18 protein-coding genes and 2 tRNA genes are annotated in these 24,300 nt (G+C 44.7%); 11 read left to right on the forward strand and 9 right to left on the reverse strand.

The genetic code is table 11. The annotated features are described in order from the left end of the window. Nucleotides 1–81: 81 nt before the first annotated feature. Nucleotides 82–2,061 carry a glycoside hydrolase family 97 protein gene (locus IDJ77_RS27220; protein ID WP_191192160.1) on the forward strand — a complete coding sequence of 660 codons (1,980 nt, stop codon included), beginning with the start codon at nt 82–84 and terminating at the stop codon, nt 2,059–2,061. Nucleotides 2,062–2,420: 359 nt separating this feature from the next. On the opposite strand, the gene IDJ77_RS27225 is transcribed toward IDJ77_RS27220, so the two are convergent. Next, complete coding sequence (locus IDJ77_RS27225) at nt 2,421–3,719, reverse strand: ammonium transporter (protein ID WP_191192161.1); 1,299 nt, start codon at nt 3,717–3,719, stop codon at nt 2,421–2,423. Between the two features lie 732 nt (nt 3,720–4,451). Next, nucleotides 4,452–5,504, reverse strand: coding sequence for a DNA polymerase IV (dinB, locus tag IDJ77_RS27230; RefSeq protein ID WP_224751263.1), 1,053 nt, complete (start codon nt 5,502–5,504; stop codon nt 4,452–4,454). 119 nt (nt 5,505–5,623) lie between these two features. Here dinB and IDJ77_RS27235 point away from each other — a divergent pair, with 119 nt between their 5' ends. The 3 genes from IDJ77_RS27235 (at nt 5,624) to IDJ77_RS27245 (ending at nt 9,331) form a co-directional block, all read left to right on the forward strand. Continuing rightward, nucleotides 5,624–6,193, forward strand: coding sequence for a thiamine diphosphokinase (locus IDJ77_RS27235; protein ID WP_191192163.1), 570 nt, complete (start codon nt 5,624–5,626; stop codon nt 6,191–6,193). 379 nt (nt 6,194–6,572) lie between these two features. Then, nucleotides 6,573–7,697, forward strand: a complete 1,125-nt coding sequence (locus IDJ77_RS27240; RefSeq protein WP_191192164.1) for a DUF6515 family protein — start codon at nt 6,573–6,575, stop codon at nt 7,695–7,697. A gap of 446 nt (nt 7,698–8,143) precedes the next feature. After that, nucleotides 8,144–9,331 carry a class I SAM-dependent rRNA methyltransferase gene (locus IDJ77_RS27245; RefSeq protein WP_191192165.1) on the forward strand — a complete coding sequence of 396 codons (1,188 nt, stop codon included), beginning with the start codon at nt 8,144–8,146 and terminating at the stop codon, nt 9,329–9,331. 164 nt (nt 9,332–9,495) lie between these two features. Here the strand turns inward: IDJ77_RS27245 and IDJ77_RS27250 are convergent, their stop codons facing one another. Then, a complete protein-coding gene (locus IDJ77_RS27250) occupies nt 9,496–9,972 on the reverse strand; it encodes an Lrp/AsnC ligand binding domain-containing protein (protein ID WP_067188338.1) in 477 nt (158 codons plus the stop codon). Nucleotides 9,973–10,122: 150 nt separating this feature from the next. On the opposite strand from IDJ77_RS27250, the gene IDJ77_RS27255 reads away from it, so the two are divergent. Beyond that, nucleotides 10,123–10,234 (forward strand) — tRNA-Asp (locus IDJ77_RS27255). A 309-nt stretch (nt 10,235–10,543) separates the two neighbouring features. Here IDJ77_RS27255 and IDJ77_RS27260 read toward each other — a convergent pair. Continuing rightward, nucleotides 10,544–13,069 (reverse strand): WG repeat-containing protein, encoded by a 2,526-nt coding sequence (locus tag IDJ77_RS27260; protein WP_191192166.1) that lies wholly within the window; start codon nt 13,067–13,069, stop codon nt 10,544–10,546. Between the two features lie 341 nt (nt 13,070–13,410). Beyond that, entirely contained in the window at nt 13,411–13,998 is a 588-nt protein-coding gene (locus tag IDJ77_RS27265; RefSeq protein WP_191192167.1) for a porin family protein, read from the reverse strand. A gap of 180 nt (nt 13,999–14,178) precedes the next feature. Here IDJ77_RS27265 and IDJ77_RS27270 point away from each other — a divergent pair, with 180 nt between their 5' ends. The 3 genes from IDJ77_RS27270 (at nt 14,179) to IDJ77_RS27280 (ending at nt 16,963) form a co-directional block, all read left to right on the forward strand. Then, on the forward strand, nt 14,179–14,394 hold the full coding sequence (locus IDJ77_RS27270; protein ID WP_191192168.1) for a hypothetical protein: 216 nt from the start codon (nt 14,179–14,181) through the stop codon (nt 14,392–14,394). A gap of 63 nt (nt 14,395–14,457) precedes the next feature. After that, the gene (locus IDJ77_RS27275; RefSeq protein ID WP_191192169.1) at nt 14,458–16,203 is read left to right on the forward strand and encodes a S41 family peptidase; all 1,746 of its coding nucleotides are present in this window, start codon (nt 14,458–14,460) and stop codon (nt 16,201–16,203) included. 223 nt (nt 16,204–16,426) lie between these two features. After that, complete coding sequence (locus tag IDJ77_RS27280; protein ID WP_191192170.1) at nt 16,427–16,963, forward strand: hypothetical protein; 537 nt, start codon at nt 16,427–16,429, stop codon at nt 16,961–16,963. Between the two features lie 59 nt (nt 16,964–17,022). Here the strand turns inward: IDJ77_RS27280 and IDJ77_RS27285 are convergent, their stop codons facing one another. From IDJ77_RS27285 to IDJ77_RS27295, 3 genes are all read right to left on the reverse strand, one after another. After that, nucleotides 17,023–17,637 (reverse strand): hypothetical protein, encoded by a 615-nt coding sequence (locus IDJ77_RS27285; RefSeq protein ID WP_191192171.1) that lies wholly within the window; start codon nt 17,635–17,637, stop codon nt 17,023–17,025. A gap of 138 nt (nt 17,638–17,775) precedes the next feature. Then, nucleotides 17,776–19,476 carry a sodium/sugar symporter gene (locus tag IDJ77_RS27290; protein ID WP_191192172.1) on the reverse strand — a complete coding sequence of 567 codons (1,701 nt, stop codon included), beginning with the start codon at nt 19,474–19,476 and terminating at the stop codon, nt 17,776–17,778. 141 nt (nt 19,477–19,617) lie between these two features. Then, nucleotides 19,618–21,129 (reverse strand): xylulokinase, encoded by a 1,512-nt coding sequence (locus IDJ77_RS27295; protein ID WP_191192173.1) that lies wholly within the window; start codon nt 21,127–21,129, stop codon nt 19,618–19,620. Between the two features lie 177 nt (nt 21,130–21,306). Here IDJ77_RS27295 and IDJ77_RS27300 point away from each other — a divergent pair. Continuing rightward, nucleotides 21,307–21,380: transfer RNA gene (locus tag IDJ77_RS27300), tRNA-Asp, on the forward strand. Nucleotides 21,381–21,630: 250 nt separating this feature from the next. Continuing rightward, nucleotides 21,631–22,866: a site-specific integrase gene (locus IDJ77_RS27305; protein ID WP_191192174.1), complete on the forward strand. Its 1,236-nt coding sequence runs from the start codon at nt 21,631–21,633 to the stop codon at nt 22,864–22,866. Between the two features lie 668 nt (nt 22,867–23,534). On the opposite strand, the gene IDJ77_RS27310 is transcribed toward IDJ77_RS27305, so the two are convergent. Then, the gene (locus IDJ77_RS27310; protein WP_191192175.1) at nt 23,535–23,744 is read right to left on the reverse strand and encodes a helix-turn-helix transcriptional regulator; all 210 of its coding nucleotides are present in this window, start codon (nt 23,742–23,744) and stop codon (nt 23,535–23,537) included. A 307-nt stretch (nt 23,745–24,051) separates the two neighbouring features. Here IDJ77_RS27310 and IDJ77_RS27775 point away from each other — a divergent pair. Beyond that, nucleotides 24,052–24,300 (forward strand): hypothetical protein (locus IDJ77_RS27775; protein ID WP_224751264.1); only part of this gene is annotated, 249 nt, incomplete at its 3' end.

Consider the following 24,300-nt stretch of genomic DNA (forward strand, 5'->3'; position numbering starts at 1 on the left):
ATTGAACTATAAATGGTTAAATATTAACCGTCATCAAAACAATAAAAAACTTATTTTCATCCACCAATTTTTAATTCGCCCATGAAAACAAGAATATTACTGCTGCTGGCTGCCATGCCGTTCTTCGCCACGGCACAAACGCAAACAAAAACCTATCACATCAAATCGCCGGATGGCAAAATTGATATGACCGTGAACGCGGGTGCAACCATTAACTGGGCAGTAAAATACCAGCAAACGGATGTGATCATGCCGTCAAACGTATCGTTGGTGCTCAACAACGGCTCCGTTTTGGGATTAAACGCCATTGTAAAAAGCGACAAGACAAGTGATAAGGACGAGTATTTTAATACGCCCATATACAAGCGGGCAAAGGTGCATGATCAGTACAATCAGCTTGCCCTAAAATTCAACGGCGATTACGGCCTCATCTTCCGGGCGTACAATGATGGTGTAGCCTACCGCTTTACAACCGAGTTTAAGGAAACCATCACCTTAAAGGACGAGGAAGCCAACTTTAATTTTGCCACCGATACTAAAGCCTACCTGCCCTTTGTAAATGATTTCCGCGCAAAGGATAAATACAATACCTCGTACGAGGCACACTACGATACGCTGAAATTATCAACCGTAAAAAAAGATACGCTTGCTTTTTTACCGGTTTTAGTAAACGTAAACGATCAAATAAAAGCCGCCATTTTAGAGGCTGACATTGAAGATTACCCGGGCATGTATCTCATCAGCGGAAAAGGCAACAGCCTGCGCGGCACTTTCGCGCCCTACCCGCTGGAGCAGGCTGCGGGTGGTTATGCCGATATGAACTATGTGGTAAAACGCCGCGCCGAATACATGGCCAAAACAACCGGCACCCGCCAATACCCGTGGCGCGCGGTGGTCATCAGCACGGAAGACAAACAGCTTGCCGATAACGACATGGTGCAAAAGCTGGCATCGCCATCGCGCATTGCCGACCAAACATGGATAAAACCCGGCAAGGTTGCCTGGGACTGGTGGAACGACTGGAACATCACCGGTGTTGATTTTAAAGCCGGCATCAATGTGCCTACCTATAAGTATTATATCGATTTCGCTTCGGCTAATAAACTGGAATATATTATTATTGATGAAGGCTGGTCAAAGGATACCGATCTGAACCAAATCTCGCCGGATATCAATATTGAAGAATTGGTGACTTATGCTAAAGAAAAAAATGTAGGCATCATTTTATGGGCAAGCTGGTACGCCACCATGCAGCAAACCGAAGCCGTTTTTGATAAGTACGAAAAAATGGGCATCAAAGGCTTCAAGATAGATTTTATCGACCGTGACGATCAATTTGCCGTAAATTCCTTATACGAAATAGCGCAAAAAGCCGCCAACCATCATTTACTGGTAGATTATCATGGCATGTACAAACCATCGGGCCTGCAGCGCACATTCCCCAATATCCTCAACTTTGAAGGTGTAAAAGGCCTGGAGAATATGAAATGGGGCGTAAACAACCAGCCGGTTTATGATGTGAGCATCCCCTTTATCCGGATGCTGGCCGGGCCGATGGATTATACCCCCGGCGGGATGCGAAACGCCTCCAAAGCCAGTTTCCGCCCGGTTAACGGCAACCCCATGACACAGGGGACCCGTGCCCACCAGCTGGCCATGTTCACCATATTTGAGGCGCCGCTGCAAATGATGGCCGATAACCCTACCGCTTATAAAAAAGAGCAGGAAAGTACAGATTACATCGCATCGGTACCCACTACTTTTGATGAAACCGTAGCATTGGATGGCAAAGTTGGCGATTTTGTAAGCATCGCCCGCCGCAAAGGCACCACCTGGTATGCCGGCGCCATGACCAACTGGGATGAAAGAGAAATTACGATAGACCTCTCGTTTTTAGGCGAAGGAAGCTATAAAGCCATTTTATTCAGCGATGGGATAAACGCCAATCGTAACGGCGAAGATTATGTACGCAAAGAAGTAACACTAACCTCAAAGGATAAATTAACTGTAAAGCTGGCATCCGGCGGTGGCTGGGCAGCTAGGTTTGAGAAGGTGAATTAACGTGATGATGTAGAGATAGTTAATCCCCGCTGTCATTTCGATAGAGCAAGTGGTGGGTGTAAGCGGTGGCGCGAAAGAGAAATCCTATACGCGCCGCCGTTGCATTCTGCAAACCCGCTGTGCGTATCGCATAAGATTTCTCCTCACCCCATTTCATGGCCCTGCGCTTCTGTTCGTTCGGAATGACATCGGGTTAACACGCCCTCCCTCATATAAATAGACAAAGACGCGAAGTATCGTGTCTCTATGTTAAAATTTCGCCTCTCATCGAAGGGAAACCACCCCAAGCACCAATCCGCTGTAAAACAAAAAAGGGACGCAAATTGCGCCCCCTTTTTATAAACACGTTCGATGTATAGTTATAGCTCTTCGTCGTGCTGGCTCATATCCAGACCAGCGAGTTCGTCGGCTTCAGATACACGCAACTTGCTTATCATATCGGTGATCTTCAACAATAGCAAAGACCCGAAGAAAGCAAATGCGGAAACAACAACCAGTGCAATAAGGTGCTTTACAAATAATGATGTTTCGCCATAAGCTAAACCATCTGCACCTGCACTGTTAACACTTTTTGTAGCGAATACACCTGTTAAAAGCATACCCATCATACCACCAACACCATGGCAAGGGAAAACATCCAGCGTATCATCGATGTTTGTTTTCGAGCGCCATATAACTACTAAATTACTTACCACAGCGGCAACAATACCAACTATTAACGAGCTTGATACGGTAATGAAACCGGCAGCAGGGGTTACAGCAACCAAACCTACTACGGCACCTATACAAGCACCCATTGCAGACGGTTTTTTGCCTCTTAAAATATCAAAAAATATCCATGACATGGCAGCCGCAGCAGATGCGGTTGTCGTAGTTGCCAATGCAGTAGCAGCAAGCTCACCAGAGCTTAAAGCAGAACCTGCGTTGAAACCGAACCAGCCAAACCAAAGCAAGCCTGTACCTAATATTACGTAGCTGATACGTGCAGGCGTGTGAGCCTCTTCTGCTACGTTACGTTTTTTAAGGTATAATGCCGATGCTAATGCAGCCCAGCCAGCGCTCATGTGTACCACGGTACCACCGGCAAAATCCAGCACGCCCATTTTAAAGAAGTAACCCTCTGGATGCCAGGTTGCGTGTGCAAGCGGGATGTAGATGATTACGATAAAAAGGGTGATGAAAATTAAGTAAGAGTTGAAACGGATACGCTCTGCAAATGCACCGGTGATTAACGCTGGTGTGATAACCGCGAATTTCAGCTGGAACATTGCAAACAATACAACCGGGATAGTACCCCATGCAACACCAATGGTATTGCCCATCATAAAGAATGATTTAGGGTTACCAATAATACCGTAACCGCCAACGTCCTCGCCAAATGCCATGCTGAAACCAAATACTACCCAGATGATAGTGATAAGGCCCATACAAACAAAGCTCTGCAGCATGGTAGAAATAACGTTTTTCTTACGAACCATACCGCCGTAAAAGAAGGCGAGGCCCGGGGTCATTAATAATACAAGTGCGGTAGAGATAAGCAACCAGGCAACATCGGCTGGTGCAAATTCGGCTGGTTTGGCGGCGGCTACGTTACCCGGGTATATAAACGCCAGTATAACTACAATTACAAGTATGCCAAATGGTACAATTTTTTTCATTTTGTTGTTGTGATAAGTGATTAAATTAAATAGTCGGGGAGCCCTGGTGGTGGGCATTAAACAAAAGTGGAAACAATAACGGCATGTTATTTCCGGGTACTTTCAAAACGGTTGGCTACGTAAAGAGGCTTTTTGGTAATGTCAGTTCAGAAAAACTTGTAGTTTGTTGCTCCCTTGTTACCCTACCAAAAGGAATGGTACGGAAACAGCATCAGTTTAGTAAGCCGCCGGGCGGTTTGGTTATACTGACGGTAATCACTTCTCAGGAAAGAGAACCCTGAAGTTAAAATTGTGGATGCTTCCTTTTGTATGGATTGGAAGCGAATCCTATGCGTTTGAAAACTGTTCGACCGGTTTTTTAAATAAAAAGCCGCGCTGATGTGGCGTTTTTCTTGATTGACTCTTTGATTTGTAAGCGAATCAATAGAAGAGTTTTCTTTTTGTTCAAAAAATGGCAGGGATAATAGAAAAAGCGCCTCGCAGAGCAAGAAAAAAGTTAAAATATGTTTATATTTTCTTAGAGGCATAATCTAAAAGTAGAATAATAAAATGAAAATGACAAAAAAAATGACAAAAAATTGTTATTTTCTTACAAGGAATAAAATTTAATGCAAATTTCACTAAAATAACTACTAAAAAGATATAGCATATTGTTAAAATGATATCATAAGCTGTATTTATCAGTAATTTTATTAAAAGCAGTTATTTAGGAAGCTTTTTGGGGTAAATTGATCAGAATAATTTCAATTGAGTGGGTATTCCCAATGGTTTTATTTCTGCGGTGTTAAAATTTGATACCGTAATGCCCAGCAACCTTACCCGGCTGTTGTCTGCATCGGTGGTAAGCAGTAAGTTTTTGGCGATATCCAATATCATTTGCATATCATCCAGGCAATCGGGGTAAGATTGGCTGCGCGTTATCTGCCTGAAATCGCTGTATTTTATTTTGAGGGTGACGGTGCGGCCCTTCAACTGGTATTTAAGCAGGCGCTCGTTCACCAGTTTGGCTATCTTCTCCAGTTCGGCGTTCATTTCTTCCACCGTGGTAAGGTCGTAAGCAAAAGTATCCTCGGCACCCATGGATTTTGTTTCGCGGTGGGGCTGCACTTCGCGGTCATCAATACCGCGTACTATATTATAATAGAAGGCGCCGGCCTTACCAAAGTGCCCGGTGATCTGCTCCAGCGTCAGCTGTTTCAGGTCGCCCCCGGTAAAAAGCCCCAGCTTCTTCATTTTTTGGGCGGTGACTTTGCCCACGCCATAAAATTTTTCAACCGGCAGGTTCTCTATAAAGCTTTCGATAGATGAGGGGCCGATGAACGTTAGTCCGTCGGGCTTTTTCATGTCCGAAGCTATCTTGGCCACAAATTTATTTATAGACACACCAGCGGAGGCCGTAAGGTTCAGCTCATCTTTTATAGCCTGCTTTATTTCTTTCGCAATATCAATGGCCGAGCCGATGTTCAGCTTATCATGCGTAACATCCAGGTAGGCTTCATCAAGCGATAGGGGTTCTATCAGGTCGGTATAACGGCTAAAGATCTCGCGGATATGCTGCGATGCTTCCTTATATGCGGCAAACCGCGGCCGCAAAAAAACGGCATGCGGACAAAGCTGCAGGGCCCGTTTGCTCGACATGGCCGATCGGATGCCAAACTTCCGCGCCTCGTAACTGGCGGTTGCTACCACACCGCCGCGCCCCTCGGGCAGGCCGCCAACAACCAGCGGTTTGCCGCGCAGTTCCGGGTTATCGCGCTGCTCTACCGACGCGTAGAAAGCATCCATATCAATATGAATAATTTTTCGCCGGGCCGGTGTTTGCTTTTCTTCCACTGTGATGTGCTAACAAATATTAAGCTATTTATTTAAATTACCTTTGTTAAACAACACGGTTTTTATAAAAAATGTCGTCACACCACATCGTCCGCGAAAAACAGGAACCCGCCTTATTGGTCCTTGGGTTGGATACCTTTGATGCCGAATTGCTGGGCCAGCTGCTGGAGTGGAGCCCAACGGTAATTACCACGCCCGCCACCGCGGAGCAGATAAACGCCTACGGCATCAAGATAGATCTCGTTGTTGCTGATGCTTTGGAACCCGAAACGCAGTCTGATGTAAAGCTAATAGCGGCAGGCGGGGGGAGCACAGTAGAAACGGCTTTAAATTATTTGATAGCGGCGGATTATTCGGCCGTAAACATTGTTACCGATGAATTTAAGCTGGGCGATTTTTTATTTTATGCCGATAAAATAAACCTGGTGATATTTTGCCGCAATAAAAAGATCTTCCCGGTAACATCGGGTTTTAGCAAATGGAAACCTGCAGGGGAGCGGGTGGAGTTGCTTTCGGCAGCAACCGGCATAACGACCGAAGGATTAACAGCGGAAAGCGAAGCGGTATATATTACTACAGCAGACGGGTTTTATACGCTGCAATTTGAGGAGCCATTTTTGTTTGTGGCGGAGGAAATATAGAACCGAATGAGACGCTATGTTTTGCTTCTAAAATGAGTTACGACTGCTCGGAACGTAAACAGTCGTCATGTTGAACCTGTTTCAACACCCCATCATGAAAGTATCCACTACAACTTACTGCTAATGCATGCTGATTACCTACCATATGGGGTGCCGAAATAAATTCTGCATGACGGCATTTTGTAACTCTTCCGAACATCTGTGGCGACAACACATCAATGGTAAGAATAGGCAGTGCAGCAGCGCTTAAAATAGTCATAAAACCGCCTCATAATTTTCTTCAAAAAATAATTAAACAGCAATTAAACCGTTGATAATTATCTTAGTCTATACAATACATCGGTTTAAACACCGGTCGTTTACAATCATTCAAAACAAAATGACATATAAAAAATTCCTTTCGTTTGCTTTTGGTGCCCTTTTGTTGGGCTCATTAGCTTTACCTGCAGCTGCACAACGCAGAGGCGGCGGTGGTGGCGGCGGCTTTAGTCGCGGTGGTGGTGGATCGTCGGGCGGCGGGTTTAGCCGTGGAAGTAGCGGCGGCGGCGGTTTCAGTCGTGGCGGTTCTTCCGGTGGCGGTGGATTTAGTCGTCCGCAAGGGAGCGTTAGCCGTCCATCAGGCGGCGGTGGTTTCAGCAGGCCAAACAGCGTAGGTGTAGCGCCGCAACGGGGTGGCAGCTATTCGCAGGGCGGCGGTTTTAGCCGTGGTCCGCGTACCAATTCTGCAGGTGGTTTCAGTCGCCCGCAGGGTAGTTACAACCGTGGTGGTTTTGGCCGCCCGGGTGGTACTTATGCATACCGTGGTGGCAACTATGGCCGTGGGGCTAATGGCTACCGTGGTGGCGTTTACAGTTATCGCGGCGGTACTTACCGTGGCGGTGTGTACAGGGGCGGCACTTATGGCCGTTACTACGGCCCGCGCTACTTTAACCGTGGCTATTATAACTACCGTGGTTACTACAATTCTTACTACCGTCCGCGTATTGGCTTTAGCATAGGCGTATTGCCTTTCGGCTACTATCCGTTCTATTGGGACAATTACCAATATTACTATAACGACGGGCTTTACTATCGCCAGTATGGCGATCAATATACCGTAGTTGAACCGCCGGTAGGTGCAGCAGTAAACTCGCTGCCATCTGGTGCGGAAGAGATCACTATCAACGGCGAGCAATATTACGAAAGTAACGGTGTTTACTACCGCCAGGTAACCAAAGACGACGGTACCGTGGTATACGAGGTTGCCGGCAAAGATGGCGAGCTGAATACAGGCGATGCCCAGGACGATCAATCATACTCATCAGCAGACGATGCACCTTTAAAGATAGGCGATGTGGTTGACCAGCTCCCACAGGATAGCCGCAAAATAAAGGTAAACGGCGAAAAGCTATACGTAGCCCCTGATGGCACCTACTTCCAGGAAGCGCTTGACGAGGACAACAACAAAGTTTACAAAGTAGTGGGCCTGCCAACAGATGAGCAGCCTGCCGACGACCAAAAATAATTCTTAGTACTATGTTTTTATAAGGGCGCCCCGGATTGCGGGGTGCCCTTTTTTGTTTTGCAGTCAGTAATCACCGCAGGCGGGCGTAGTCTAACTTCGCTATTGCTAATGGCGTAAAGTGTAAATGCAGATCAGGATCTATGCTTCAGGTGTCCCACTTTTCAAAGCGGGACACCTGTTTTTCGTAAATAATTGTTTGTCAATTAATTGCAGTTTTTTAGTGAAACACTTTGGGACATCCCTGTTGTTTAATTGATAGCTGTAATTGTGTGATTATAAGCTATTTATTAAAAATATACTTGTTGGCCAAAACGGGAGCGGGCCGTAAAAGTGGGACACCAGTGCCCATTAATACTTCGAAGCGATAGTGCCATGGGGTAAACTGGGCAATACCACGGTACGCATATTATATACAACAGGTATCCGATGTTTATTAACTTTGCCGCATGATTGATGTGGTATTAAAAAAGGGAAAAGAAAAAGCGGTGCTGCACAAGCACCCCTGGGTATTTTCCGGAGCGATAGATAAGGTACAGGGCAAACCTGTTAATGGTGAAATTATCCGGTTGCTGAGCAGCCAGGACGCTTTTTTGGCTTACGGTTTTTATAATGATCAGTCGCGCGTGGCGGTACGTTTGCTGGAATGGGATGAAGCCGTTGCAGTTGATGCCGATTGGTTCCGCCAAAAGGTATGCACCGCTGTTGCCGGTCGCGCCCATATTTTGGCTGATGGCGATACGGATACCTGCCGGCTCATCTTCAGCGAGTCTGACTACCTGCCGGGGCTTATTGTAGATAAATATGCCGGGCATTTGGCCGTACAGGTGCTTACATCGGGTATGCAGAACGCCATGCCTGTTATTATAGCGGAATTGAACGCGCTGCTTAGTCCGCTAAGTATATTTGATAAAAGTGATGCCACATCCCGCGCACACGAGGGGTTGGAAACCAACAACGTATTACTTGCCGGTACTGAGCCGCCGGAATTGGTAATGGTAAAAGAAAACGGCATTACCTATGGCATCAACATCGCCGAAGGCCAAAAATCTGGCTTCTATTGCGATCAGCGCTATAACCGCAAATTGCTGGCCTCCTACGCCAGGGGCAAAAAAGTGCTGGATTGCTTTAGCTATACAGGCGGTTTTACCTTAAACGCCCTGCGCGAAGGCGCGGCATCGGTAACCAGTGTGGATAGCTCTGCCCTGGCCATAGAAACCCTGACCGAGAACATCCGCCTGAACGGATTTGAAGCATCGGCACATAATGCTATCAAATCTGATGTGAATGTACAGTTGCGCAAATTTCGCGAGGAGGGAGAGAAGTTTGATATCATCGTGCTCGATCCGCCAAAATACGCACCCTCGCGCTCCGCGCTGGATAGAGCCTCAAGGGCATATAAAGATCTGAACCGCCTGGGCATGCAATTGCTCAATAGTGGCGGCTTGCTGGCCACGTATTCCTGCTCAGGCGCAATGGATATGGAAACCTTTAAACAAGTGCTGGCATGGGCCGCGCTGGATGCCGGCAAACAGGTGCAATTCATCTACCAGTTCCACCAGCCCGAAGACCACCCGGTACGCGCCTCGTTCCCGGAAGGTGAGTATTTAAAAGGGCTTTTGTGCCGGGTTTGGTAATACAGGATTAAGAGACGGAGCGATTAATACGATAGTTTGCCGGGTATAGCATCACCGGATTTTAGCCAAAAAAATATCGAACAGCGAAGCATTTCGCCTCATTGTTCGATATTTTTGTAATTTATGAGGCAGCTGCTCTGCCCGGCGAAAAAGCTAAGTAAACGTTACTCCAAAGTGATCTGCCTTTTGATGCTTTCCTCTAAAGAAATAAACGTTTCGGTGCGCTGAATGCCCTTTACGCTCTGGATCTGCTCATTCAATACCTCGCGCAGGTGGTTGGTATCGTGGCAAACTATTTTGGCGAAAATGCTCCAGCTACCGGTAGTATAGTGCAGTTCTACTATCTCCGGCACCATTTTTAGCTGTTTCACAGCTTCGTTATACTGCGACCCCTTTTCCAGGAAGATCCCTAAAAAGGCAGTAACATCATACCCAAGCTTTTGCGGGTTCACTTCAAGGCTTGCACCTTTAATAACACCAAGCTCTTCCAGCTTTTTCATCCGTACGTGGATGGTTCCGCCGGAAACGATCAACTCTTTTGCGATCTCGGTGTAGGGAGTGGTCGCATTTTTCATCAAAATTGATAAAATCTGTATATCCAGATTGTCAATTTCTAAATTTTGGGGTTTCCTGTGAGGCATATATTTTAATATCTATATTCAAATACAAGTTTAATTAAAATTAAAGTAAAAATAAAAATATTTTGTTGAAATATTTGCAAGGAATAGCAAAGTCCTTTAAATTTGTATCAAGCAAATGAGAATTGCGGATTGTTCTTAAAGAAAAAAAATTGTTGGGTGGTGAAATTTTTGGCAGACACACCTCCTTGTCGCGGTGGCGGAGATAATGGGAAACCCGAAGCGGGCTAACCACTCTGTGAAGGTTCGATCCCTTCCCCAACAGCACGCTAAACGCAAGGTTTAGTTTTTATCCTGTAGGATGGTGAAATTTTTGGCAGACACACCTCCTTGTCGCGGTGGCGGAGAATATGGGAAACTCTTAGCAATAAGAATAACCACTCTGTGAAGGTTCGACCCCTTCTCCTACAGCTCTTCTCATAATTTAGGTTTATAATTGGTTAGTAAAGGCCCCTGCCCATCAGGGGCTTTGCTGTTTTATAAGGTTTTTGTTTTGGTAGTTTTCTTTCTGCCCGGCACATAAAAAAAGCCTCATGATACCCACGAAGCTTTCTGATTTGTTTATGTAAGATGCTTACCTTTCAAAATTACGCGTCATAAAATAAGTGCTTATCCAATAACCGTTTACTTTAATAGCGTTTCGCAATAGTTTTTCCATAAACCGGGTGTCACCAAATGCATGATCGGCTCTTCTGGCATTGGTAACAAAACCATTGTCGGCCCGGGTGTAATCTGCCACATCGGTGAGCGATTCTCGTTTGTAAGGCAGCCCCGAACTCCCATTCCAATAGCGTTGCTTAAAGTTTAGCAGGTCGGTGTAGTACCGGGCTCTAACCGCATCTATATCCATACCCTGAAGTGGCCTCTTGCTAAAAGCATTTTCTTTTAAGTAAAACAGTATATGTTCAGATGGCGCTACCTTATCGGCAAAATCTTTTAACAAAGCATCATCTTTACTATCCAACGCTTTTATAAGCGCCCACTTCAGTTCATCAAAGGTTTTATAGCCTTTGTGGGCTGCCATAGGTACCGCCGCGGTAGTAAAGGCTCCTTTATCATTCACCACCCGCATATTCCCTTTATAGAACGTTAGCGCCTGGTAGGCGTTGCTATAGGCGGCGGTAGCTTCATAATTTGCTACCTCATCAAATGGCCCTTTGTTTATAACCTGGTTCCTTGCGGTGATAATCTGGTAGCTGCCGCCGGTTTTAGCCTTATATAAGCCATTTTGCGATAACCGCTGAAGGTTACTGTATTGAAAGGGGATAACCACCCGGTTTTCTAAATTAACCGCACCAAACTTACCCGCCTTTGCTACAATGATGGTGTAAGTAGAAGGCATTTTTGTATAATCATCTGGATATACCAGGCTAATATCTATTGCATCGTACAATAAAGGAATCACTACCTTGTTGGCATCATCTATCAGCCCATATTTTTGCCCTTTGCGCACGCTATAATAAGTATGCTTGCCCCCTTCAAAACGCTGAATAATGTCGTCGTAAATCATGGGTACATCCAGCGCGCCGGTTATTTCGTTTAACATGCCCACCTTACCACTCTTTGCTTTCAGCAGCAGCAAAAGCTTGCCTCCCGAACTAAAGGGGTTGTATAAACCATCCTGAGTATTTACGTAGCCATAACTGCTTACGCTTTCCTTCAAGAGCGCCTGCTGTGTATTTTTGTTCAGGAAATTGTAGGTATTATTCGCTTTCTTCAGTATAATAACGTTACTATTTTCTGTGTCGCTATCTATTATCCACTTATAATCCGCAGGAATTACCACCTTCCCTGTTTTTTCATAAAGGCCGAAGCGTTTATCGGCAGTAACCACTTTCAGTAAGCCTTTTTCCTCGCCTATCCAATCAAATTCAACCGGAATAACGGTTTGCCCTTTTAAGTTAACAATACCGTATTTCTCTCCCAGCCTTACCTTTACTAAATCGTTCATTGCAGTTTCGTAAAAGGGGTCTACATCGTCGTAAATGGGTTGCACCAACACCGCGCCGTCTTTACTTACAATCCCTTTCTTCTGGTTTTTCTTCACGCCAAAACCTATGCGGTATTGCATAATAAACCCCGGGTCGTATTCAAAAGGCACTATCTGTTTTCCCTGTAAGTTAAACACCCCGCCTTTTTTATTTTTGTTGGCCATTACGTAGCCTACGCCATCGGCATAAACCATATCCAATTCAATTGGGGTTTTTACTTTGCTGTCTATAAAGTACACGCCAAACAAATTGCCTTTTTTAACGGAGTAGTACCTATACATTTCCTGGTTATAAACGGCATCATTATCAACAGGGTAAATAATGCTTCCGTCAGCATTGGCTAGCCCATATTTGTTGCTATTTTGGAGCGTTAGCAGCGTTACAACTTGATAGCTTTTGTTCTTATCAATTGGCCAGGGTGCTTTTATTACCCTTTTGGCCGGTTTTATTACCGTATTTATTTCCCGGTCGGCCACAAAGATGCTATCGTACAGCAAGGGTATAATCACTTGGTTTTTTACCGCGCCAAACTTGCCGTTAGCTTTTATGATAACCATATTGGCGTACATGGCGGCGTACTCTATTGGTGCCGAAAACGCCTTTTCATTGTCATTAAACAACATTTGGATTTTCCCGCCCCGGTTTTGAGCGAACGAAACAAAATCTGTAGTGGCCAAAATTTTATCGTATTTTACAGAAAGCACCTTACTTCCGTCGGCTGCAAGAGTACCGTACTTGTCGTTTTTCTTCAGTATATAGCCTTTCGGGTACATCGAGCCAATACTGTCGTATTCGATTTTGCCTATCACCTGCCCTTTCTTATCAGCAATTCCGTACGCGCCATCCTTCTTTACAATAAAACCATTGTTCGAACTAAAATCAATCTTGTCGTAAATGGCAGCTTGTTTTACATCGGCCGGGTAAACAAAACCATATTTACCATCCTTTTGGTAGTAGCCGGCATTCCTGTCCTGGGGTTTTGTGGAGTCGTCGGGAATCGGAATATCTATATCGCCACGGACATTGCCTGCAGAACCCTGCTGCCCCGGAACCTGTGCTTTTATTACATTGCAAAGCAGTAACAGTGGAATAATGAGAATCTTTTTCATTTTAGCATTACTATTCAGTCTCGCTAAAATATCTAATTTTGAAGAACTAACGGTTAATTTAAGTTAAGTTTTACCCCCGGTGGGCGCTTCCCTACTCGCTCTTCAAACTTTTAACGGGGTTTGTCATGGCGGCATTAATAGCCTGAAGGTTGCAACCAAACTTTCGGTTAGCCTGATTGCTGGTTTGAGCATTCTCAATCGTTTAGCAAGCTGTTTAAAAGCAAAATCAGGCAATCGCCATTGGAGTTTTAGAGCTACGTTTAATAAATTTATCAGATTTTGCTAAATAGAGAAAGCTACCAGGTTAGATAGCTTTCTCTATTAATACGTTTTGCCTTTCCTTAAAAAAACTTAAACCCAACGCTCAACGCCCATAAATTCTGGCGCTGGCCGAAGTTCTCGTTTATCTTGGTTAACCCTCCTTCGTAGCGGAAATCGGCAGTAATATGGCCGATATCAACACCTGCACCCGCCTGGAAACCCAGGGTACTTTTCTTGTAATCGCCAAAGTCCTGGTAAGCTCCATTTATTGCACTGGAGAAGTTGTCGTTTTTATCCAGCACGTAGCTGTAAACCGGTCCGGCCATAATCCGGAAGTTTAAATTATCGCCTCCAAAGCCTTTACCTATTAATAAAGGTAAATTTAGGGTGGTGAACTTTACTTTTCCCTCGGTAGTGGTGTTATTATTACTGGTTGGGAAGTTAAACTTACTACCGCTGCTACCCAGATAAAGCTCGGGCTGCAGGTATAGGCTGGACCCAAAACGGGCGAACAACCCTGCCTGGTAACCTGTTTTTGTAGATTCGCTTACATTATCGGTGCTGATTTTGGAGAAATTTACGCCTCCTTTAATACCCAGCGAAAACTGCGCTTTGGCGCTGATGGCAGCCGTTACAATAATTGCAATACTTAAGAATAACTTTTTCATAATTGTGTGTTTTTAGTTGCTATGCCAATCTGTAGTTTCATCACTACTGTTTGCGGCATATGGTTGTTGTTAGTTTATTAGCCCTTAGATGTAGCCTACACGTAAAAGTTTAACGCTAAGCCGCACATTAAACGCATGTGGCGCTGTATTTTTTATATTTTTGTTGAAATAATTTGTTTTATGGCAGAGATAACGATCAGCAATAAAGATTGGGAACGTATAAAAATAAAGGTGCAGCGTAAATATAACCACCTTACCGATGAACAGCTGGCTTACACAGAAGGGCAGGAAGACGGCCTGATAACCCGCATTATGCAGCTGGTAAACCGCGATAGGAACTACGTGGTGTTCACCCTGAAAAAAGCTTTGGTTAATATTGATAATAACCGCCTTTAAAATCAGTTAATTAGATAAAAGCAGTTTGCTTTTTGTAGCTTTATATTTCAACGGGGTTTTAAAATGGGTACTGAGAAAAGGATGTGGGTAAATTACAGGAAACCGGCTTTTTTTGCCGGCATGTTTGCTGTGGCCGTTGCGGCCTGGGGTTTTAATGACGACCTTTTCCAGATCACCAAAAACCTGGATGTTTTTGCTTCGGTTTATAAAGAAGTGAACATTAACTACGTTGACGACATCAATTCTGCAAAATTGGTTAAAACAGGCGTGGATGCCATGCTGGAGGGCTTGGACCCTTACACCGAATTCGTACCCGAATCGGAAATTGAAGATTACAAGCTGCATTACGTAAGCACACAATACGGCGGCATTGGCGCCAGTATTTTTATACGGGATAATAAAGTTTATATAGCCGATATTTTTACGGGCTTCCCGGCCCAAAAGGCCGATATACGGCAGGGCGACCAGCTGGTGAAGATAAATGATATCGACCTTGCCGGGAAAACAAACGACCAGGTAAGCCAATTACTAAAAGGATCTAAAGGAGCCGCCATACGCCTGGTTATAAAGCGCGGCAGCGAAGTAGCTGTTGAGAAAAACCTGGTACGCGACGAGATACGGCAGCCGAACGTGGTATACTCGGGCATGGTTGATGGCAATATGGGCTACATCAAGCTGAATAAATTCCTCGAAAATTCGGCCGATGAGGTAACCAGCGCGCTTGCCGCCATAAAAAAGAATAATCCCAACGGTATCATCCTCGATCTTCGCTCCAACGGCGGCGGTATTTTACAGGAAGCCGTAAAAATTGTGAACTTGTTTGTTGCCAAGGATGTTACTGTGGTATCGCAAAAAGGTAAAGTAAAGGAGAAGAACTTTACCTATAACACCATGGCTACACCTATGGAGCCAAACCTGCCGCTGGTTGTATTGGTGAACAGCCGCTCGGCTTCAGCATCAGAAATTGTAGCGGGAGCTTTGCAGGACCTCGATCGCGCCATTATTATCGGCCAGCGTAGTTATGGCAAGGGCCTGGTGCAGCAAACGTTTAACCTGCCTTACAACAGCCTTGTTAAAATAACCATTGCCAAATACTTTGTACCATCGGGCCGGTGCGTGCAGGCTTTGGACTATGCCCATCGCAAAGATGACGGCAGCGTAATCAAAGTGGCCGACTCGCTGATGCACGAGTTTAAAACAAAAAATGGCCGCTCGGTTTATGATGGCAGCGGTGTTTACCCCGATATTTTTGTAAAGCAGGACAGGTTTGCCAACATTACCCAAACGCTGGTGAGCAAACTTTTGATATTTGATTACGCTACGCTGTATCGTACCACTCACCCGCAAATAGGTGACCCACGCGCGTTTGTATTAAAAGACGCGGAGTACGCCGATTTTACAAAATACCTGGCAGGGAAAAACTATACCTACAGCACATTCTCCGAAAAGATACTTGATCAGTTAAAAACCGAGGCTACCAAAGAAAAACAATTCCCGGAGATCCAGGCGGAGTACGATGTGCTGAAAGCCAAAATGGCCGCAAGCAAGAAGAACGATCTGCAGCTGCATAAAGAAGAAATTAAACAAGTGTTGGAGAATGAGATAGCTTCCCGCTATTTTTACGAAAAAGGCCGCTACGAAGCGAATTTTAAATACGATAAAGAACTGGCCCAGGCCGTAAAAACCATGCAGGACAAAGTGCAGCTGGCATCCATCCTGAAGGGCGAAGGAACCTTTAAAGTAATAGGCAAGCCGGTATTGGCCATGGCCGCCAAGAACGACGACGATAAAGACGATAGCGAAGATTAGGGCGTAGCCCCCCAGCCTCCGTTGTTTAACGGAGGAGTTCTTGAAAAGCATAAACAAAGTGGCGCTCCGAAAATCGAAGCGCCACTTTGTAATTTAAATCCAGTTCGCAAATCAAAAGCTCCCCCTTCAGGGGGTTGGGGGCTCTGTAACATCCACGTTATACACCCATTTCGGGTTAAACTATGGTATCTGTTTGTATGTCATACCTGCAAAACATACAAACATGAAAAAGATAATTTTAACAACCGCAATATTCTTAAGCGCCCTGTCATTCCAGGCCGCTAAGGCACAAATAAGTTTTAGTATAAACATTGGCAGCCAGCCCGAGTGGGGCCCTGTAGGATACGATCACGCAGATTATTATTACATGCCCGATATCGATACCTATTACGATGTACCGGCCCATCAATATGTGTACTATGAGAACAACAGCTGGGTACGCAGGGCATCATTACCTGCCAGGTACAATAATTACAACGTGTACAATGGTTATAAGGTGGTAGTAAACGAGCGTAACCCATGGATGCGCAACAATGTATATCGTGCTAAATACTCGGGCTATAGGGGCCGTACCAGCCAGCCGATCATCCGCGATAGCCGCGATAACAAGTATCGTGATCATTGGATGGCAGATCGCCGCGAAGTGCGTGACGACCGCAAGGAATTACGTAACGATAGAAAAGAGATCCGTAACGACAGGAAAGACTTCCGCAAGGACGTAAGAAAATCAAACCGCGATAACCGTGGTCACGGACACTAATGATTTTTAAGGATAAGTTTTACAGAAGGGCATTACGGAAACGTGGTGCCCTTTTTTAATTACTTATACTCCAGTATCCCCTTCACAAGTGATTTCCATTGCGGGAAAGACAGGCCCTCCCGGGCCGCCAGTGCTATAATGGTGTTACGCACAGTATCGTATAAGTTGGTATTGGTATTTGGCGTTTCGTTACGGCCGTGTACAGCAACGCTTACATGGTTTTTATAACGCTCAACAATAAAAGTACTGGTAGCGCCGTGACTGTAAAAATGAGCAATAGGTCCCCCGGGTTGATGCCTTGGGTTGGCAACAGGCCTCACCGTCATGGTAAGGTATTCGCTTTCCGCTTTAGCATCTTCCAGCAGATCCATAGCCTCAATACGAACCCATTCCTTGCCATCGCCGGCTAAAGGGCCGGGGGCGGGTAGGTTGATGTAGAAGAGGTCGCCTTTTTCGGCCATTTTGTAAAGCTCTTTGCCCTGCGTATCGGTAATGGCAAACCTGGCCGAACCGACGCCACTGAACTGATGCCACATAGAGATATCCTTCAGACGGTCTTTAGCCAGCAGGAATAAATGGTGCGCCTGCTCCTGCGTTGGGCAATCCACAATATGTATGGTGTCGGTTTTTTCGCCCTCTACCTGCGGCGGGATGTTTTCGAAAGCGTTTGGCATGTTGTAATTGGTTGTAACAGCTAAACATGGGTGCTTTAATTGTGTTTTTATTCCGATTAAATAATATCTACTATAAAATAGCGCATAAAAAAAGCGGCCTGTGAACAAGCCGCTTTTGAAAATTTGGAACGAGTTCTGTTACCAGAAGAACGAGTAAAGGGCAACAATAATACCGCCTACAATTAAAGCGCCGGCTGTAAATGCGCGGTTGGTTTTAAACATAGAAGAATCTATCTCCAGACCGTTTGCCACAACGCCTTTAGCACCATCAATCTTGGAGATAATGTACATACCCGCTACGCAGATAAGGAATACAAAGCCCATCCTGTCGATAAAAGGGATCTCGTATAAATATGTCACTTTATCATTTTGCAGAGCCAACTTGGAAAAGCCATATGGCGATAAAAATTCCAGGTTTGCGAACTTTGGAAGGAACTTGAGGAATACCGAGAACACAAAACCGCCGATGGTTGCAAATAAGGCCGCGTTTGAAGTGGCCTTTTTCCAGAAGAAACCAAGAATAAACATGGCAAATATACCGGGCGATACAAAGCCTGTATACTCTTGTATGTACTGGAAGCCCTGCTTGCCTTCGCCCATTAACCGCTCGCCAATAATCAGCGACATGATAACGCCTAATGCCATAGCCACCACTACCGACCATTTACCTAACGAAACTAATTTTTTATCGGTTGCCTCGGGGTTAATAGCCTTTTTGTAGATATCTAAAGTAAAGATTGTAGCAATGCTGTTTGCTTTACCAGCTAAAGAGGCCACAATAGCCGCTGTAAGCGCTGCAAATGACAATCCCTTTAATCCGGTTGGCAGCAGGTTTAAAAGCGATGGATAAGCTTTATTTACGTCGGTAACGCCCGATGAGCTCATCATCTCCTGGTGAAACATGCCTTTTTGATAAAGCAGGTAAGCAGCAATGCCCGGTAACACTACAATTATCGGCATCAGCAACTTTAAGAAGGCCGCGAAAAGGATACCGGCACGTGCCGTTTTAAGGTTTGCACCCAGGGCGCGTTGGGTAATGTATTGGTTGCAGCCCCAGTAGTTAAGGTTCACTATCCACATACCGCCTATAAGCACCGATAAGCCCGGAAGGTCCATATAATTTGCGTCGTCTTTCTTAAATATCATATGGAAGTGGTCGCTTGCTTCACTGCGCATAATGTTAAGACCGTTCCACATGCCGGTTGTGCCGGATACTTCGCTGATCTTATTAAGCGCCAGGTAAGTAGCAACAAGGCCGCCTAATATCAAAACAAATACCTGGATAACATCGGTGTAGCCGATAACCTTCATGCCGCCCAGGGTGATGATAACCGCAAATACAGCCAGCAATGATATACACAGAGTAACATCAAGGCCCGAAATACCCGATATAGCCAAAGCGCCCAAGTAAAGGATAGACATTAAGTTTACAATGATGTATAGCAATAACCAGAAAATGGCCATTACCATTGCTACCGTGCCGTTATACCGCTGGTGCAAAAACTGCGGCATGGTGAAGATCTTATTTTTAAGATAAATAGGGATAAAGAATACCGCTACGATAATTAAAGTTGCCGCTGCCATCCATTCGTAAGTGGAAATGGCGAGGCCCATTTTAAATGCCGAGCCGCTGGTACCGATGAATTGCTCGGCAGAGATATTTGATGCGATGAGCGAAGCGCCGATTGCCCACCAGGTAAGCGATCCTTCGGCCAAAAAATAATCTTTTGAGGTAGCATCTGCATTGTGCTTGCGACGGTAGATCCAGTAACCGTAGCTCGATACGATCACAAAGTAGATGAAAAAAACGATGTAATCGCCGGTGGAAAGGGTCTTCATTTATCTGCTCAGTTTAAGTTATATTGTTTTAGTAATTGGAGGGCTAATAATACGCTATAAAATTGGTTAATCAAATTTTGAGATAGCGTTGTTACCAATTCGCGTGAAACTTGCTGCTATGCTTTAATACTTTGCCAATAATTAAGAATGGACAGGTTTAGCTTCAATTTGCGCCAAATGCTCGTTCAGTACTTCCTTCCAGCTTTGGTACACTTCCTCAAAAGCCGCCGTATCGGCTGGTTTCGGTTCGATATACGCTACGGCTTCAGTATTACTAAACGCCTCCGCAGCCGAAGCAAAGATCTCGGCACCTATGCCTGCGCCAATAGCCGCGCCGAGGCTGCCATCGTTATTGTAGAACTCTATGGGCACGCCGGTAGCGTTTACAAAGGTTTCGGTAAATACTTCGCTCAAAAACATGTTCGAACGGCCCGCGCGAATTACGGTTGGGTTCATGCCGTTCTCCCGCATAATATCCAGGCCGTAGCGGAAAGCACAAGCAATACCTTCCTGCGCCGCACGGTATACATGCGCCGACGTATGTAGGTTCAAATCGATATGATGAATATGGGCGCCAACCTGTTTATTGTTCAGCATCCGCTCGGCACCGTTACCAAAAGGCAAAACCCTGAGCCCGTTGCTGCCCAAAGGAGCCGTGGCCGCCAGCGTGTTAACCTGACTATAGCTTAAGTTGGGCGCGAAAGTATTTTTTACCCAGCGGTAAAGGCTGCCGGTGCCGTTTATGCAAAGCAAAACGCCAAGGCGCTTCCGCTCGTTGGCGTAATTAACGTGCGCAAAAGTGTTCACGCGCGATTGCGGATCATAAGCCAGCTGGTCGCTTACACCATAGATAACCCCTGATGTACCTGCCGTGGCAGCCACCTCGCCGGGGTTAAGCACGTTTAATGATAGCGCGTTGTTAGGCTGATCGCCCGCTTTGTAGGTAACCGGGGTGCCGGTATTCAACTGTAACGCGGCGGCAACGTCGGCTGTGATGCGACCGTGAGAAGAAAATACAGGTTTCACAACGGGGAATAAGCCGTCGTTGAACCCGAAATAGTCGATAATATCTTTAGAGAGCCCATTGAACTGGAAATCGAAGAAGATCCCTTCGGACATAGCAGATGCCGAGGTGGTGATCTCGCCGGTAAGCTTCATGGCGATGTAGTCGCCTGGCAGCATTATCTTATCCACCTGGTCGTATATCTCCGGTTCGTTTTGCTTTACCCAGGCCAGTTTGGATGCTGTAAAATTGCCGGGCGAGTTAAGCATATGCGACAAACAGGTCTCGTGCCCGATATCTTCAAAGGCTTTATCGCCAATTTCTACCGCGCGACTGTCGCACCAAATAATGCTGTTACGCAGCACATGGTGGTCTTTGTCCACCAACACAAGCCCATGCATTTGGTAGGCGATACCTATGGCGGCAATATCTTTTGGATCGTAACCGCCTTTTTTATAGCAAAGAGAAATAGCCAGGCCGGTTTGCTGCCACCACATATCCGGTGACTGCTCGGCCCACCCGGTTTTTAGTGCAATGATGGGAGATTCGTGTTCGGGATACTGCGCTGATGAGATAACTGCCTGTGTTACAGAATTAACAACGCTCACTTTTACAGACGAGGTGCCAATATCAATGCCTAATAAGAGCATGTTATTTAACTTTATAATTAGCGGACAGGTATAATTGGAATAACAACAACGAATTTAAATTAATTTTTGAATTTGATTGTATTTTGCTGTGAATTAGGCGATAAAACTTATTATCAGATAAATTTTTAAAAAGCACTTGTGTAAAACAAAAAGAGGCGTATATTTGCAGTCCCAAACGGAGTGGTAGTTCAGCTGGTTAGAATGCCTGCCTGTCACGCAGGAGGTCGCGGGTTCGAGTCCCGTCCATTCCGCTGATTATGTTATCAAAAACATCAAAAAGGCCTTTAATCGTAGATTAAGGGCCTTTTTCGTTTCAGTACTTTACCAAAACTCGCATATAAAAGCATAATTCTATTGCGTCATTCATTGCGTCTTTTATTTTTCAAACAAAGACGCAATGAAAATCACGTAGTAAATTGATAACGAGCTTGTTCGGCGCGTGGACATCTTGTTTTAGTGATGCTCTAAACCGACATTTGTTTAACCTTTAAATGTTAGTTTATGTTAGAAAAAAGCTTCGGACTGCTTTTTTATTTAAAACAGTCCAAAACTCAAAAGAAAGGCCCCCTTTACATTTACCTTAAGATCACTGTTGATGGTAAATCAGTTGAATTGTCATCCAAGAGAAAATGGGAAACGGCCAAATGGAGCTCTTCTGCCGCAAGAGCCGTTGGTACAAGAGAAGATGCCAGGGAACTAAATCATTTCTTAGATGCATTAGAATTACGAATCTTCCAGGCCAAAAGGTCACTCATAGAAGCGGACCGGGAAGTTTCTGCTCAAGTAATTAAGGACATACTTACCGGCAATGTGGAAAAACGAAAAAAGATCCTTGAGGTTTTTACTGAGCATAACGCCCAGATGAAAGCATTGCAAGGGGTTGACTTCGCTCCGAGCACCATGCAACGTTACAGCATATCCTATAACCATACTCGTGATTTTATTAAGTGGAAGTATAGGACTGACGATAGGGATATCAAAGATCTCGACCATGAGTTTATCTCGCAATATGCATTTTGGTTGAAGACCGTGAGGAATTGCGATCATAACACTACGATGAAATATTTAGTGAATTTTAAAAAAATAGTCCTGATCTGTGTAAGAAACAAATGGCTGCCGGGAGATCCATTTTCCAATTTTAAACTCACCAGAAAAACGGTTGAGCGGACAGCACTGACTGACATAGAACTTCAACGGATCGCTGAAAAGAATTTTGAAAATGTGAGATTAAGTAATGTCAGGGATATTTTCCTGTTTAGCTGTTATACCGGCCTGGCGTATGTTGATGTCAAAAATCTAAAGCGGGAAGATATACAAACTGGTGTCGATGGGGAACTGTGGGTTTTTATCAACCGGCAAAAGACAAATGCCTTATCAAAAATCCCTTTGCTACCGGAGGCCATGGACATTATAAAAAAATATAACGATCACCCTAAATGTATAATTAACGGCGTAGTGTTACCGGTTCTTACCAACCAAAAGATGAATTCCTACCTTAAAGAGATAGCAGACTGCTGTGCTATTCAGATGGAGCTAACTTATCATATAGCCCGCCATACATTTGCAACAACTGTCACCCTAAGTAATGGTGTACCGATAGAGACCGTTTCGAAAATGCTGGGTCATGCTACTATCAAGCAAACGCAACATTATGCAAAGACGCTCGACCTTAAGGTAAGTGAAGACATGAACAGGCTAAAGAAACGAATGGTTAGAAAAGGGCAGGCATCAGCATAGGTATAATAATGAAGTATAAACCAGAATGGTTTATACTTCATTTAAAAGCTTATCAAGCTATTTCTAAATCCGCCGACCTCACATTCAGTTATAACTATAAAACAACACTGGTCGCTCGTAAACACTCAGGAGAGCGGCCGTGGGAATTGGATGTCCGACTAATTCGATGCCGTTAATAGCACACGCGTTGGCGCAACCGGGTTATTCGGTAAAAACGCGGGGACTAAAGCTTTTTACAAAACCCCTAAATCACGCCATACCAAGTCATTGCACCGCTTAAACAGCTGGTAGCGGCAAGCCGGAAAAATGTCAAGGGTGGCGCATCCTTTGAGAAACAATTAACAATGCGCCATTTATGTACCCTTTACTTTTTTCCGGCGTTGCTAATTTTGTGTTGGCGGTGTGATGGGTAAACGACGCTGGGCAAACCAAACGAATGAATGATAACAGTTATCCAGTCTGATAATAAATTAGAGGCTGTGGGAAAGGAGGTGGTGTTCGAGGTACGAATAACATCACTGCGAGGGCGCAAAGGCTAATTGCGAAATGAAGCCCGGAGCGGATGAGTGTGGCGCAATAAAGCAATTTGCCTTTGCGTAAAGGGAGTAATCCAACTCAGGGTGGAACCCCATTTATTCTATAAGCTAATGGCTATTAAATCGGCGTAGTTACTGTTTAGTTGAAACCAATAGCACTCTTACATCTACGTCCAAAGCTTTAGATATCTCAAACAATCTCTTTACAGAAGGCTGGGCAGAATTTGTACACCAGCTAGAAACAGTTTCGGGAGTAATATTTAATGATCCGGCCAAATCTATGTTGGTTTTACCCTTTTCAGCTAAGACAGATTTAATACGGTTATAGATGGTTTTACTCATTCCTATTGATGTAAAACAAATATAACAAGCTGTAATAAAGCGAATTTTTATATAAATTGACTTTTTAACTTAATTAAATAATGTAAAAATTTATTTAAATTTGTTTTTACGTTATTAATTGCCTTTTTTAAAATAAATTAAATATTTAGAAAATTGATACTTTTGCAGTCAATTCTGTTAAGATAAGATTGCATACGAGCCTCGCAGCTAAATCTGGTAAATTTAACCTCAGCGAGCGTAAGTGCAGCATCACCCCCTATATAGCTATAGGGCTGGTGCTCGCTTGTGTTTATTGTTGAGGGTTATTTTGAAAAAAATAATAGGCTTACCAGAGCCTGGCTACAATAGACTTTGCGGGTTACCGGCCCTATTGCATAAGTTTCAGACCGGCACCATCATCTATTGGCTTTACATTGATTTTCTTATCAAATGCAAAGTTATGGCTTCGGAAAATGAACATCAGCTTTTAATCAACCAACTACGGCAAGATAACCAACTGGCTTTTACGCAGCTTTATGACCTTTACAGCCACAGGCTCTACAGGAATATCCTGCGT

The organism is Mucilaginibacter pankratovii (genome assembly GCF_014773265.1).
In the GTDB taxonomy this organism is placed as follows: domain Bacteria; phylum Bacteroidota; class Bacteroidia; order Sphingobacteriales; family Sphingobacteriaceae; genus Mucilaginibacter; species Mucilaginibacter pankratovii.